A 12,803-nucleotide genomic window follows, 5' to 3' on the forward strand; every position below is an offset into this window, starting at 1 on the left:
CCGGACGCCGGGCGCCGACCAGCCAGAGAAGCTACCGCGCCGGCGAAAGCCGGTAGCCCACCCCGCGGACAGTCTGCAGCCAGCGCGGTTGCACCGGGTCCTCGCCGAGTTTCCTGCGCAGGTTGCCGATATGAACCTCGACGGCGCGTTCGTCGGATTCGCTGATGTAGGCATCCGCCCGATAATAATCACCCCGGACAACCCGCACCAGTTCGGTCTTGGACCGCACAGCGCCGGCGCCCACGAGAAGGGCCTGCAGGAGGTCGAACTCGCTGCGGGTCAGGCTGATCGCCACCCCGTCGACGCTCACGGACCGGGTCTCGGGGTTCAAGTCCAGGCCGTTGTGGTGCAGCACCGGACTTTGCGACGGCGCCGGCGCGGCGACGGCGTCACCACCGGATACGTGTGCGGTCCCGATGTCCTGCCGGGGCCGGCGCATCATGGCACCGACGCGGGCGCGCAACTCGCGCGGCCGGAAAGGCTTCGCCAGAAAGTCATCAGCGCCGGTATGAAACGCCGTCAGCGTGTCAAGTTCGTCGGTCCGCGCCGTCAGCATGACCACGTAGGCGTCGCTGAACTGCCGGATCCGGCGCAGCACCTCGAAACCGTCGATATCGGGCAGTCCGACATCCAGGGTGACCACGCTCGCCTCCCGCGCCCTGACGACGTCGACCCCTTCACGCCCACCGGCCGCCGAATGAACTTCGAAGCCTGCCTGGCTCAATACGGCTTCGACAAGGTTCCGAACATCTTCGTCGTCTTCTACTACGACGGCGACTCCCAGGTCGGTCATGGCCCCCCTCATGTGTCACGCTGCGCCGCCGTTCGCGGATGCGCCGGCAGCAATGTACTCGCCGGCCCCCACCGGCATTGCCAGAATACCCACCCTACGCGGCAAATTCCCGGCTGCTCGGTAATACAAATAGCAAAACTTCGTTTTGTGTCAAATTTACGTGACACAAGGTGTAAAACTGGAGCAACGGGAAGGGAACGGGGCGTCTTTGCTTAAACAGCGGCTGATCCGCGGTGCGGACCGATACGGCAAGGCTCTGGGGCCGCCCGCGCGGGTCCTTGTGTGCCAGCTGCCGCTGGCCATGATGATGACAGGAGTGGTACTCGCAGCCCCGGCCGCGTGGCCCGGCCTTCCGGACAGCGCCTTGTGCCGGTTCGCACTTGCGCTGCAGGCCGTGCTCCTTGCGGCCTGCGTCCTGGTCCCCTGGCAAGGTTTTGGTCCGTTGGCGCCGCTCGTCATCCCCGTCCTGGACCTGGTCGCGATCGGCCTGCTCCGGGACGGCACTTCCGCCGGCCTGCCGGATCCCGGTGTGCTCTCGGTCCTGCCCGTGGTGTGGATTTCGGCGTCCCGGCTGTCGGCCGCCGCGAGCGTTTCACTGAGCTTCTCGGTGCCACTGCTGGCCGCCCTGCCCTGGCTCTTCGCGGACCGCGCGGCTCCGCTGGCAGCCCGCACGGTCGAAGCCGTGCTGGTGCCGCTGATGATGCTGGCGGTCTCCCTGGCCATGCGTTTCGCGCGGGCCCGCCTTCGGCACGAGCAGTGGCGGATCCAGTCCAAGGAAGCCGAACTGGAAGTCCTGCTCGCGGACAGCAGGGAACGCGAACAGCTCCTGAACACCATTCTTGACACCGTCGACGTCGGCATCGTGGCAGTCGACGCCGCTGGCCGGCGGCTGCTGACCAACAGCTGGCAGACCCAGCTGGAGGCATCCGCGGCCGCTGCCCCCGCCTCTGCGAAGTCGCCGGAATCGCCGGAGTCGGCGGAATTGCCGGCGGAAGAAGGCCAGCTGCTGCTGACAGGGCAGGACAGAATGACCCCGCTGCCCCTCGAGCGCCGCCCCATCCGCCGCGCGCTGGCCGGCGAGTCCTTTGCCGACTACCTTGTCTGCTTCGGCGAGGGGTCCGCCAGCCGTGTCCTCTCGACGGGAGCCCGGCCTCTCAAGGACGACGCCGGTAACTTCCGGGGGGCGGTGGTGGTCTTCAACGAGGTCACACTCCTCGTGGATGCCCTCGCGGCGAAGGACGAGGTGGTCTCCACCGTCTCCCACGAATTCCGCACGCCGCTGACATCCATCATCGGCAACCTGGACCTGGTGCTCGCCGACACGGAGGGCCTGGACAGTCCGGTGACACGCCGTGTCGAAGTGGCGCAGCGCAATGCGGAGCGGCTCCTGGCCCTGGTGTCGGACCTCCTCATGTCCGCCAGCGCCGCAGTCCACGTCCATCCCCGCCGCACGGACCTCGCCGGTCTCGTGGAGGCCAGCCTTGGCTCTGCCCAGGCACAGGCACAGGCACACCGGGTCTGCCTGGCGATGGACGTCCCGGTCCCGCTCTGGGCCAACGTGGATCCGCTCCGGATCACCCAGGCCCTGGACAACCTCGTTTCAAACGCGATCAAGTACTCTCCCGACGGCGGGTCGGTGCGGATCTCCGCCAGCACGACCGACGGTCTGGTGCGTCTCCACGTCGCGGACACCGGAATGGGCATGACCACCGCCGACGCCGGACGGGTCTTCACCCGCTTCTTCCGCAGCCCTGCCGTCCGCGACGGTTCCATTCCGGGGGCCGGTCTGGGACTGTCCATCACCAAAGCCATCGTGGAACGGCACGGCGGATCCATCTCCTGCCGCACCCGTCCGGGTCACGGAACCACTTTCACTCTCGAGCTTCCCGCCGACGGTCCCCCGGCCGCCTTCTAGGAGAGGGCCCGAGGTCGCCGGAAAGCTGCCGGATCGCTGGTAACTTCCGGCGATCTGGCCGCTTTTCGGCGATTTCGCCGAACAATCTAGGCGCGCAGGGCCCGGGTCAATTCGGCGCGGGCCAGCATGCCGCTGGCTGTCGGGTAGGCCACTTCCTCGAGCACCAGCGGATGCGGGGCAGCCAGCACAGACTTGGCATCCCGCTGCCGGGCCAGGAGCCGTTCGTAGAGCCAGCCCGGGGCCTCTACGCCCTCCCCTACGTACAACGCCGAGCCCACCAGGGACCGGACCATGTTGTGGCAGAATGCGTCGGCCTGCACGGTGGCGACAATGACGCCGTCGGTGCCGCGGGCGAATTCGAAACGCTGCAGTTCACGGATGGTCGTGGCGCCTTCGCGGGGCTTGCAGTACGAACGGAAATCCTGCAGCCCGAGCAGCGGCGCGGCGCCCTCGTTGAGGAGCCCGACATCGAGCGGATCCTTGTGCCACAGAGTGGAGGCACGTCCCAGCGGGTCCCACAGCGCGGGGCCGTCGGCGATCCTGTAGGAATAGCGGCGCCAGAGGGCGGAGAAGCGGGCGTCGAAGCCAGCGGGCGCAATGCTTACGGTATGCACCTCGATGGCCCCGCTGAGCTCGCCCAGGCCCCGGCTCAAGGCGCCGCGGATGCGACGGAACAAGGCTACCGCGGGATCCAGTTCAGCGCCCCGGTTCAGGCCCAGCCACTCCGCTTCGCTGAGGTCGAAGTGGACAACCTGGCCGCGGGCGTGCACGCCCGCGTCGGTGCGGCCGGCCACCGTGACGCGGATGGGGCGGCGGATCAGCAGCGCCAGGGCCTCTTCCAGGACGCCTTGGACGGTGCGCAGGCCCGGCTGCACAGCCCACCCACTGAACGGGCCGCCGTCGTACGCCACATCCATCCGGATACGCAAAAACCCGCCGCCCCCCAAGACGGGGGCAGCGGGTTTGAGCTCGTTCATAGACTTAAGTCTATAAGAAAGATCTAGCGAATTACTTCGCGTCCTTCTCGGACTCAACGGCTGCTTCCTCAGCGGCCGGAGCCTCTTCGTTAGCAGCAGCTTCAGTCTCAGCGACCTCAGCCTCGGGAGCCTCTTCGGTCTCGGCAACCGGAGCTGCTTCGGCCTTCGTGGCGTCCTTCTTGTCTGCATCGCGCTTGGCAGCAGAGGTAGCCTCGGCTACCACGGCCTGCTTAGCGGAAACCGGCTCGAGAACCAGTTCGATGACAGCCATGGGGGCGTTGTCGCCCTTGCGGTTGCCGATCTTGGTGATGCGGGTGTAGCCGCCATCGCGGTTCTCCACTGCCTGTGCAATGTCGGTGAACAGCTCGTGGACGATGCCCTTGTTGCTGATCAGGCCGAGTACACGACGGCGGGAAGAAAGGTCGCCACGCTTGGCGAAAGTCACCAGGCGCTCGGCGTACGGCTTCAGGCGCTTGGCCTTGGTTACCGTGGTGGTGATCCGCTTGTGCTCGAAAAGTGCGGCGGACAGGTTCGCGAGCATAAGACGCTCGTGACTCGCTCCGCCTCCGAGGCGCGGACCCTTAGCGGGGGTAGGCATAATAGTTTCTCCTCATTGGAAGCCGTTGGGCTGCGCACCAGGGTGCATCCAGCCAGCCGGCCAAGATCTGTTGGTTAGAGCTCGTCGTCGCTGAACGCGGCGTCGTCCTCTTCGATGGCTGCGGCACGTGCTGCGAGATCGAAACCGGGAGGGGAGTCCTTGAGGGACAGGCCCAGTTCGACCAGCTTGGCCTTGACCTCATCGATGGACTTCGCGCCGAAGTTGCGGATGTCCATGAGGTCAGCCTCGGAGCGGGCAACGAGTTCACCCACGGTGTGGATGCCCTCACGCTTGAGGCAGTTGTAGGAACGGACCGTCAGGTCCAGATCCTCGATCGGCAGAGCCATGTCGGCTGCCAGGGCAGCGTCCGTCGGCGACGGGCCGATCTCGATACCTTCAGCTGCGGTGTTCAGCTCGCGGGCCAGACCGAACAGTTCCACCAGGGTGGTACCTGCCGAAGCAACAGCGTCGCGCGGGGCGATTGCCTGCTTGGTCTCGACGTCGACAATGAGCTTGTCGAAGTCAGTGCGCTGCTCAACACGGGTAGCTTCCACACGGAAAGTAACCTTCAGGACCGGCGAGTAGATCGAGTCGACCGGGATGCGGCCGATCTCGGAGTCGCCGGACTTGTTCTGAGCTGCCGAAACGTAGCCGCGACCGCGCTCGATGGTCAGTTCGAGTTCGAACTTGCCCTTCGAGTTCAGCGTGGCAATGTGCAGATCCGGGTTGTGGAATTCGACGCCGGCCGGCGGAGCGATGTCCGCTGCCGTGACGACTCCCGGGCCCTGCTTGCGCAGGTAAGCAACAACCGGCTCGTCGTGCTCGGAGGAAACCGACAGGTTCTTGATGTTCAGGATGATCTCGGTGACATCTTCCTTGACACCCGGAACCGTGGTGAACTCGTGCAGCACGCCATCGATCCGGATGCTCGTTACAGAGGCACCGGGGATGGAGGAGAGCAGGGTACGGCGGAGGGAGTTTCCGAGAGTGTAACCGAAGCCCGGCTCCAGCGGTTCGATGATGAACCGTGAGCGGTTTTCGGAGACGACCTCTTCGGAGAGGGTGGGGCGCTGTGCAATGAGCACTTAGGTTTCCTTTCGGCGAGCATCCGCTATATGACGCAACACAGGTGGTGGAAAGATCGGTCTGGAGACTTAACGCGGCCGGGCCTGCCCGGACCGGCGAGGGTCCGGGCAAGCTCCTGGCGCTGGAAAGCCTTAGACGCGGCGGCGCTTCGGCGGACGGCAGCCGTTGTGGGCGCTGGGGGTGACGTCCTGGATGGAGCCAACTTCGAGGCCAGCGGCCTGGAGCGAGCGGATGGCGGTTTCGCGTCCGGAACCCGGTCCCTTGACGAACACGTCAACCTTGCGCATGCCGTGCTCCTGTGCACGCTTTGCGGCGGCTTCGGCGGCCATCTGGGCAGCGAACGGGGTGGACTTACGCGAGCCCTTGAAGCCAACCTCACCGGACGAAGCCCAGGAGATGACAGCACCGTTCGGGTCCGTGATGGACACGATGGTGTTGTTAAAGGTGCTCTTGATGTGCGCCTGGCCCAGCGCGATATTCTTCTTGTCCTTCTTACGCGGCTTGCGAACCGCGCCACGAGTCTTCGGGGGCATTTTTTCTCCTACAGAAAGTTATTGGGGGAAAGCTCCGTTGTTCCCTCATTTGCCGGGTTCCCTGAAATCGCGTCAGCGATTTTAGGGGACAAATGTGGCTTAACGGGCCTTCTTCTTGCCTGCGACGGTGCGCTTCGGACCCTTGCGGGTACGTGCGTTCGTCTTCGTACGCTGACCGCGCACTGGCAGGCCCTTGCGGTGGCGAATACCTTCGTAGCTGCCGATTTCAACCTTGCGGCGGATATCAGCGGCCACTTCGCGGCGAAGGTCACCCTCAACCTTGTAGTTGCCTTCAATGTAGTCACGAAGCTCAACCAGCTGTGCGTCGGTCAGGTCCTTGACCCGAACGTCAGCACTGATGCCGGTAGCAGCCAGGGTTTCGTGTGCACGGGTCTTGCCCACGCCGTAGATGTAAGTAAGCGCAATTTCCAACCGCTTTTCGCGGGGAATGTCTACGCCAGCGAGACGAGCCATATTGGCAGTACTCCTTGTATAAACCGGAGGTCGTAGGCAGTACACCCGCAGTTTCAGTGCGGCCCCAGCCTCCGACCGGGGGTTAGCTGTCCGGGCTCAATACGTCCCAGTTCAGCTTGTGCTGCCTTTATTTACTTGCGTGGGTTAGCAACCCAGGATTTCCTGTGAAGGAAATTAGCCCTGGCGCTGCTTGTGGCGCGGGTTCTCGCAGATCACCATGACCCGGCCATTACGGCGGATCACTTTGCACTTTTCGCAGATCTGCTTGACGCTCGGCTTGACCTTCATGGCGTTCCTTTGCGTGTGTCAGCTGGACCGGCCCTCGGCTATTGCTCTGGCCGCCCAGTGTTTACTTGTAGCGGTAGACGATACGACCACGTGTCAGGTCGTAAGGGCTCAGCTCCACCACTACGCGGTCCTCGGGGAGGATCCTGATGTAGTGCTGGCGCATCTTTCCAGAGATGTGTGCCAGAACGATGTGCTTGTTGGTGAGCTCAACGCGAAACATCGCGTTGGGCAGCGCCTCGGTCACAACGCCCTCGATCTCAATGACCCCGTCCTTCTTGGCCATACCCTCCGCTAACTGTTGTTGCCGCAGCCTCCCGGTTTGCACCGGTCATGACCGCGGACGTTTTTGATTGGTTGGTTGATGCCACCCGACCACAAAAGGGCACAACGGGGCAGACAACCAACAGACAACACTACGCCATCGTGGTCCGATTGTTAAATCCGGAGTTAAATCCAGCCATCGTAGCGCACTCAGCGTCCGTACGCACCTAGCGTCCCGGCCGCCGTCGTCACTGCCTCCGCCCGCGAGATCCCGTCAAGGATGGCAAGCCGGACGACGTCGGCCGCCGCGCTCTGCAGTGTAATGAGGCTTATCTGCCGGGCCGTCGGGGTGCTGCGGTCAAGTGCCACGGCGCCCGTCGCCAGGGCGAACACGGTGTCGCCGTCAGCGAGCGTGTGGCTGGGCGCCAGCGCACGGGCCAGCCCCGCGTGGGCAGCCGAGGCCGTCCGCTTGCAGTCCGCCGTGTCCAGGACCGCGTCGGTGGCGACGACGACCAGGGTGGTGTTGAGCGGCGGCGGCTCCTTGCCGCTCTCGGGTTCCGAAGCGTTTGGGCCGTCCGCCCCGGGTTCCACCCGTTGCGGCGATGTACCAAACGGCAGTCCCAGCGCGTTGACTACTGCAATGGCGCCCACGGTCACCCCGTTCTCTAGGGTGACGGAGGCTGTGCCCACTCCCCCTTTGTACGCGCCCCTGCCGATTGCCGCTCCCGTGCCGGCGCCTACGTTGCCGCGTTCGACGTCGTGCCCTTCCGGCTGCGCTGCCGCGGCGGCCGTAGCCGCGTAGCCCATGGCCTCGCCCGGGCGGGCGGAGAAATCGCCGCCGCGGCCCAGGTCGAAGATCGCGGCCGCCGGCACGATCGGAACAAGACCGCCGGGGACGGGGAAGCCGCGGCCGTTCTCCTCGCACCAGCGCATGGCCCCGCCCGCGGCTGCGAGGCCATAGGCGCTGCCCCCGGTGAGGACCACGGCGTCCACGGCCTGGGACAGCGTGGTGGGATCCAGCGAGTCCGTCTCATGCGTCGCGGGGCCGCCGCCCCGGACGTCCACCGAGCCCACCGTTCCCGGCGGCGGCAGAATCACCGTTACCCCGCTCAGCCAGCCGCCGTCGGACTTCTGGACATGGCCGATCCGGATCCCGGCGACGTCGGTGATCGCTCCCGTTGCTCCCATGGCTCTATTGTGCGCCCCGACGTAAACCACCGCCTTCAGCGGCGCCAATTGCCCTGGGACGCGCAAAATCCCTGGCGCTACCCGTATTCGGGTGTCGCCAGAAAACTTGCGCGTCGCGGTGTGATTCGGCTTACGGGATCGGGACGGGCACGACGCCGAGCGGCGCCAGTTTCGCCGCTCCCCCGTCCGGTGCCGAGAGGACCCAGATCCCCTTCTCGTGCACGGCGACAGAGTGCTCCCACTGGCAGGAGCGCTTGCCGTCCGTGGTGACGACGGTCCAGTCGTCGTCGAGGACGGCGGTGTCGATGCTGCCGCGGACCAGCATGGGCTCGATGGCAAGGCACAGCCCCGGGCGGATCTTCGGCCCGCGGTGGCCGGTGCGGTAGTTCAGCACGTCCGGTGCCATGTGCATCTCGGAGCCGATGCCGTGGCCCACGTAGTCCTCCAGGATGCCCAGCGGCTTGCCGGGCACGGAGGAGACGTAGTCGTCCACCGCGTTGCCGATATCGCCGACGAATTTGCCGGTGGCCAGGGCCGCGATGCCCCGCCACATGGCTGCTTCGGTGACCTCGGACAGGCGCACGTCCTCGGGATCGGCGGTGCCGACAATCACGGTACGCGCCGAATCGGAGTGCCAGCCGTCCACGATCGCGCCGCCGTCGATCGAGATGATGTCGCCGTCCTGGAGCACCCGGCTGCCGGGAATGCCGTGGACCACTTCTTCATTCACCGAGGTGCAGATCGTGGCCGGGAACCCGTGGTAGCCGAGGAAGTTGGATTTGGCGCCGGCTTCCTGGAGCACGGCGGCGAAGACCTCGTCCAGCCGGGCCGTGGTGACGCCCGGGGCCGCAGCGGCTACCGCAGCATCCAGGGCCCGGCTCAGGACAAGCCCGGCCTCATGCATCGTGCGCATCTGGGCGTTGGTCTTGTATTCAATGCGTGCCTGGCCGAATGCCATCTGTACCTCAGTGTTTTCTCTCGCGGTCCGGCGGCCCTTCCCCCGGGCCTCCCCCATGGGTCATCAACCCAAGTCTTCAAGCTCTATTCTCCCGCACCGGCACGGTGGCTCGGAACGGACTGCCTGCGGCCCGTCCAACAGCAAAGGACGCGTCCCGTACACGATGGTACGGAACGCGCCCTTCTGTGCTGCGTCTCTGTGCTGTGTCTCTGTGCTGCGTCAGCCGCAGTGCGCAGGCGTGGATCAGCGGATGCGGATCAGGCGGCCTGGGCCGACTTGATCGCTTCCATGACGCGCTCGGTGACTTCGTCGATGCGGCCGATGCCGTCCACCTGGGTCAGGATGCCGCGCTCGGCGTACTTGGCCACGACGGGTTCGGTCTGCTCGTGGTACAGGTCCAGCCGGTGACGGATAACGCCCTCGTTGTCGTCGCTGCGGCCAGTTTCCTTGGCACGGCCCAGGAGGCGGGTAACCAGTTCCTCGTCGTCCGCGGTGAGCTGCAGGACGACGTCGAGCTTCTGGTCGGCGCCGGCCAGGATCTCATCGAGGTAGTCCACCTGCGCGGTGGTGCGAGGGTAGCCGTCCAGCAGGAAGCCTGCCTCGACGTCGTCCTCGCTGAGACGGTCGCGCACCATCTTGTTGGTGACGCTGTCTGGGACGAAGTCACCGGCGTCCATGTACTTCTTGGCTTCGACGCCGAGCGGAGTCTCACCCTTGACGTTGGCACGGAAGATGTCTCCGGTGGAGATCGCAACGACGCCGAGGCGTTCCGAAATGCGTTCTGCCTGCGTTCCCTTGCCGGAGCCGGGAGGTCCGATAATCAACATTCTCGTCATCGCAAAAGCCCTTCGTAGTGACGTTGCTGTAGTTGCGCATCGATCTGCTTCACGGTCTCCAGACCGACGCCCACCATGATCAGGATCGAGGTGCCGCCGAACGGGAAGTTCTGGTTCGCGTTGATCAGGACAAGTGCAACCAGCGGGATCAGTGCCACGAAGCCGAGATAGAAGGCTCCGGCCAGGGTGATCCGGGATAGGACGTACTGAAGATAATCCGCGGTCGGCTTGCCGGCGCGGATGCCCGGAATGAAGCCGCCGTACTTCTTCATGTTGTCCGAGACCTCTTCAGGGTTGAAAGTAATCGCAACATAGAAGTAGGTGAAAAACACAATCATGGCGAAATACAGTGCCATATAGATCGGGTGGTCGCCCTTGGTGAGGTTGTTGTTGATCCACTCAACCCAGGGCTGCATCGGCTCGCCGGCCTTGGGCTGGTTGAACTGCGAGATCAGCCCCGGAAGGTACAGCATCGACGAGGCAAAGATGACGGGCACGACGCCGGCCATGTTCACCTTGATGGGGATGTACGTGCTGGTTCCGCCGACGGTGCGGCGGCCGATCATGCGCTTGGCGTACTGCACCGGGATCCGGCGCTGGGACTGCTCCACGAAGACCACGAGGGCCACGGTGAGCAGGCCGATAACCAGGACCAGGAAGAAGGTGCCGGGGCCCTGTGCCTTCCAGATCGCACCGAGCGAGCCCGGGAAGCCTGCCGCGATGGACGTGAAGATCAGCAGCGACATGCCGTTGCCGACGCCCTTCTCGGTCACGAGCTCGCCCATCCACATGATCAGGCCGGTGCCGGCCGTGAGCGTGATGATGATCAGGACCGTGGTGACGATGGAGCTGTCCGGGATGATGGGCAGCTGGCAGTTAGGCAGCAGCTGGCCGGACCGCGCCAGCGACACCAGTGTCGTGGCGTTGAGCAGGCCGAGGGCGATCGTGAGGTAACGGGTGTACTGGGTCAGCTTTGACTGCCCCGATGCGCCCTCCTCATACAGCTGCTGGAAACGGGGAATGACCACCCGGAGCAGCTGGACGATGATGCTGGCGGTGATGTAGGGCATGATGCCCAGGGCAAAAATGGACACCTGCAGCAATGCACCGCCGCTGAACAGGTTGACGAGCTGGTAGATCCCGCCCGTGGTCTGACCGTTCTGCAAGCATTGCTGGACATTCTGGTAGCTCACACCAGGCGAGGGGATGAAAGCACCCAAGCGGAAGATTGTGATGATTCCCAGCGTGAACAACAACTTGCGTCGCAGATCAGGCGTGCGAAAGGCCCGGCCGAATGCGCTAAGCAAGCGTCCTCCTGAGTAATAAGTAAAGTCGTGTGAGACAGGTCAAATAAACCCAACAACCGAGTCTAACGGGTGGAGGCGTCCGGCGAACAATCGGCGGGGCCCGAAAATTGAAAAAAACTCCCGGCACCGGGGGCCTGAGCCCCTGGTACCGGGAGTTTTCAACAACGGGCAACTGCCCCACCGCCTCGTTAGAGGGCGGTGGTGCTTCCGCCTGCTGCGGCAATCTTTTCTGCGGCGCTGGCCGAGAATGCGTGGACGGTGACGTCAACCTTGACGGTGATGTCGCCGGTCCCCAGCACCTTGACGGGCTGGTTCTTGCGAACGGCACCCTTTTCGACCAGGTTCTCCACGGTGACTGCGCCACCTTCCGGGAACAGCTCGTTGAGCTTGTCCAGGTTTACAACCTGGTACTCAACCCGGAACGGGTTCTTGAAGCCGCGCAGCTTCGGCAGGCGCATGTGCAGCGGCAGCTGGCCGCCGGCAAAGCCAGCCTTGATCTGGTAGCGGGCCTTCGTACCCTTGGTACCGCGACCAGCGGTCTTACCCTTGGAACCTTCACCACGACCAACACGGGTCTTGGCGGTCTTGGCACCCGGGGCGGGACGCAGGTGGTGAACCTTCAGTGCGTTCTGCTTCTCAGCGGCGCCCTGTGCCTTTTCGGCGGTGTTCTTCTCTGCCATTTACTTCGCCTCCTCTACCTTTACCAGGTGCGGAACCGTGTTGAGCATCCCGACGGTCACGGCGTCGGCGGTGCGGACAACGGTGTGTCCGATCCGCTTCAGGCCGAGGGACCGCAGGGTGTCGCGCTGGTTCTGCTTGCCGCCAATGGCGGACTTGATCTGAGTGATCTCCAACTTTGCATCGGAGACAAGCACGTTCTTAGCCATGACTCAGACACCTGCCTTCTGGTTCAGGAGAGCCTTCACCATTGCCGGCGGAGCGATCTCGTCGAGCGGGAGGCCGCGGCGTGCTGCCACTGCTGCCGGCTCTTCGAGGCGCTTCAGGGCATCAACAGTCGCGTGAACGATGTTGATGGCGTTGGAGGAACCGAGCGACTTGGAGAGGATGTCGTGGATACCCACGCACTCCAGCACTGCACGGACCGGGCCACCGGCGATAACACCGGTACCGGCGGAAGCCGGACGCAGCATGACGACGCCTGCGGCGGCCTCACCCTGAACGCGGTGCGGGATGGTGCTGCCGATGCGGGGAACGCGGAAGAAGGACTTCTTGGCCTCTTCAACGCCCTTCGCGATGGCGGCGGGAACTTCCTTGGCCTTGCCGTAGCCGACGCCGACCATGCCGTTGCCGTCACCGACGACGACGAGGGCGGTGAAGCTGAAGCGACGACCACCCTTGACGACCTTGGAAACACGGTTGATGGTTACGACGCGCTCTACGAACTGGCTCTTCTCGGCCTCGCGGCCGCCGTCACGGCCACCACGGCCGCCACGGTCGCCACGGCCCTGGCCGCGGTCGCCACGCTCGCCACGACGGGCGCCACCACGGCGGTCGTCAGTGGTAGCAGGCGCAGCGGTCTCAGTTGCCGGAGCAGCTACAGCTTCAGTCACCTGAATGTCCTTTTCGTT

16 protein-coding genes are annotated in these 12,803 nt (G+C 64.7%); 1 reads left to right on the forward strand and 15 read right to left on the reverse strand.

Going from position 1 to position 12,803, the window contains the following annotated elements; translation table 11 throughout:
• Positions 1–31: 31 nt before the first annotated feature.
• The gene (locus AC1DKQ_RS01535; RefSeq protein WP_476918030.1) at positions 32–793 is read right to left on the reverse strand and encodes a response regulator transcription factor; all 762 of its coding nucleotides are present in this window, start codon (positions 791–793) and stop codon (positions 32–34) included.
• Positions 794–1,001: 208 nt separating this feature from the next.
• Here AC1DKQ_RS01535 and AC1DKQ_RS01540 point away from each other — a divergent pair, with 208 nt between their 5' ends.
• Entirely contained in the window at positions 1,002–2,708 is a 1,707-nt protein-coding gene (locus AC1DKQ_RS01540) for a sensor histidine kinase (protein ID WP_476918031.1), read from the forward strand.
• Between the two features lie 86 nt (positions 2,709–2,794).
• Here the strand turns inward: AC1DKQ_RS01540 and AC1DKQ_RS01545 are convergent, their stop codons facing one another.
• From AC1DKQ_RS01545 to rpsE, 14 genes are all read right to left on the reverse strand, one after another.
• Complete coding sequence (locus AC1DKQ_RS01545; protein ID WP_476918032.1) at positions 2,795–3,685, reverse strand: tRNA pseudouridine synthase A; 891 nt, start codon at positions 3,683–3,685, stop codon at positions 2,795–2,797.
• 31 nt (positions 3,686–3,716) lie between these two features.
• Entirely contained in the window at positions 3,717–4,283 is a 567-nt protein-coding gene (gene rplQ / locus AC1DKQ_RS01550) for a 50S ribosomal protein L17 (protein WP_476918033.1), read from the reverse strand.
• A 74-nt stretch (positions 4,284–4,357) separates the two neighbouring features.
• Entirely contained in the window at positions 4,358–5,368 is a 1,011-nt protein-coding gene (locus AC1DKQ_RS01555) for a DNA-directed RNA polymerase subunit alpha (protein ID WP_018773683.1), read from the reverse strand.
• A gap of 132 nt (positions 5,369–5,500) precedes the next feature.
• The gene (gene rpsK, locus AC1DKQ_RS01560) at positions 5,501–5,902 is read right to left on the reverse strand and encodes a 30S ribosomal protein S11 (protein WP_018773682.1); all 402 of its coding nucleotides are present in this window, start codon (positions 5,900–5,902) and stop codon (positions 5,501–5,503) included.
• Between the two features lie 99 nt (positions 5,903–6,001).
• Positions 6,002–6,376, reverse strand: a complete 375-nt coding sequence (gene rpsM / locus AC1DKQ_RS01565) for a 30S ribosomal protein S13 (RefSeq protein ID WP_028275004.1) — start codon at positions 6,374–6,376, stop codon at positions 6,002–6,004.
• A gap of 174 nt (positions 6,377–6,550) precedes the next feature.
• Positions 6,551–6,664 (reverse strand): 50S ribosomal protein L36, encoded by a 114-nt coding sequence (gene rpmJ / locus AC1DKQ_RS01570; protein WP_009358722.1) that lies wholly within the window; start codon positions 6,662–6,664, stop codon positions 6,551–6,553.
• A 61-nt stretch (positions 6,665–6,725) separates the two neighbouring features.
• Positions 6,726–6,947: a translation initiation factor IF-1 gene (gene infA, locus AC1DKQ_RS01575; RefSeq protein ID WP_009358723.1), complete on the reverse strand. Its 222-nt coding sequence runs from the start codon at positions 6,945–6,947 to the stop codon at positions 6,726–6,728.
• A gap of 188 nt (positions 6,948–7,135) precedes the next feature.
• The gene (locus AC1DKQ_RS01580) at positions 7,136–8,113 is read right to left on the reverse strand and encodes a P1 family peptidase (protein ID WP_476882648.1); all 978 of its coding nucleotides are present in this window, start codon (positions 8,111–8,113) and stop codon (positions 7,136–7,138) included.
• Between the two features lie 130 nt (positions 8,114–8,243).
• Positions 8,244–9,071, reverse strand: a complete 828-nt coding sequence (gene map / locus AC1DKQ_RS01585; protein WP_476882647.1) for a type I methionyl aminopeptidase — start codon at positions 9,069–9,071, stop codon at positions 8,244–8,246.
• Between the two features lie 257 nt (positions 9,072–9,328).
• Positions 9,329–9,898 carry an adenylate kinase gene (locus tag AC1DKQ_RS01590; RefSeq protein WP_377985281.1) on the reverse strand — a complete coding sequence of 190 codons (570 nt, stop codon included), beginning with the start codon at positions 9,896–9,898 and terminating at the stop codon, positions 9,329–9,331.
• Between the two features lie 5 nt (positions 9,899–9,903).
• A complete protein-coding gene (secY, locus tag AC1DKQ_RS01595) occupies positions 9,904–11,214 on the reverse strand; it encodes a preprotein translocase subunit SecY (protein ID WP_476882646.1) in 1,311 nt (436 codons plus the stop codon).
• 188 nt (positions 11,215–11,402) lie between these two features.
• Positions 11,403–11,894, reverse strand: a complete 492-nt coding sequence (rplO, locus tag AC1DKQ_RS01600; protein WP_091563112.1) for a 50S ribosomal protein L15 — start codon at positions 11,892–11,894, stop codon at positions 11,403–11,405.
• Positions 11,895–12,101 (reverse strand): 50S ribosomal protein L30, encoded by a 207-nt coding sequence (rpmD, locus tag AC1DKQ_RS01605; RefSeq protein WP_018773676.1) that lies wholly within the window; start codon positions 12,099–12,101, stop codon positions 11,895–11,897.
• 3 nt (positions 12,102–12,104) lie between these two features.
• Positions 12,105–12,785 (reverse strand): 30S ribosomal protein S5, encoded by a 681-nt coding sequence (gene rpsE, locus AC1DKQ_RS01610; RefSeq protein ID WP_173403037.1) that lies wholly within the window; start codon positions 12,783–12,785, stop codon positions 12,105–12,107.
• Between the last annotated feature and the right edge of the window lie 18 nt (positions 12,786–12,803).

The organism is Arthrobacter sp. 05L421, assembly GCF_056397785.1.

Coding starts and splice junctions, on each gene's coding strand:
- rpmJ (WP_009358722.1), bottom strand. CDS start 6,664: ATGAAGGTCAAGCCGAGCGTCAAGCAGATCTGCGAAAAGTGCAAAGTG.
- rpmD (WP_018773676.1), bottom strand. CDS start 12,101: ATGGCTAAGAACGTGCTTGTCTCCGATGCAAAGTTGGAGATCACTCAG.
- rpsK (WP_018773682.1), bottom strand. CDS start 5,902: ATGCCCCCGAAGACTCGTGGCGCGGTTCGCAAGCCGCGTAAGAAGGAC.
- rplO (WP_091563112.1), bottom strand. CDS start 11,894: ATGGCAGAGAAGAACACCGCCGAAAAGGCACAGGGCGCCGCTGAGAAG.
- AC1DKQ_RS01535 (WP_476918030.1), bottom strand. CDS start 793: ATGACCGACCTGGGAGTCGCCGTCGTAGTAGAAGACGACGAAGATGTT.
- infA (WP_009358723.1), bottom strand. CDS start 6,947: ATGGCCAAGAAGGACGGGGTCATTGAGATCGAGGGCGTTGTGACCGAG.
- AC1DKQ_RS01580 (WP_476882648.1), bottom strand. CDS start 8,113: ATGGGAGCAACGGGAGCGATCACCGACGTCGCCGGGATCCGGATCGGC.
- map (WP_476882647.1), bottom strand. CDS start 9,071: ATGGCATTCGGCCAGGCACGCATTGAATACAAGACCAACGCCCAGATG.
- AC1DKQ_RS01545 (WP_476918032.1), bottom strand. CDS start 3,685: ATGAACGAGCTCAAACCCGCTGCCCCCGTCTTGGGGGGCGGCGGGTTT.
- rpsM (WP_028275004.1), bottom strand. CDS start 6,376: ATGGCTCGTCTCGCTGGCGTAGACATTCCCCGCGAAAAGCGGTTGGAA.
- rplQ (WP_476918033.1), bottom strand. CDS start 4,283: ATGCCTACCCCCGCTAAGGGTCCGCGCCTCGGAGGCGGAGCGAGTCAC.
- AC1DKQ_RS01590 (WP_377985281.1), bottom strand. CDS start 9,898: ATGTTGATTATCGGACCTCCCGGCTCCGGCAAGGGAACGCAGGCAGAA.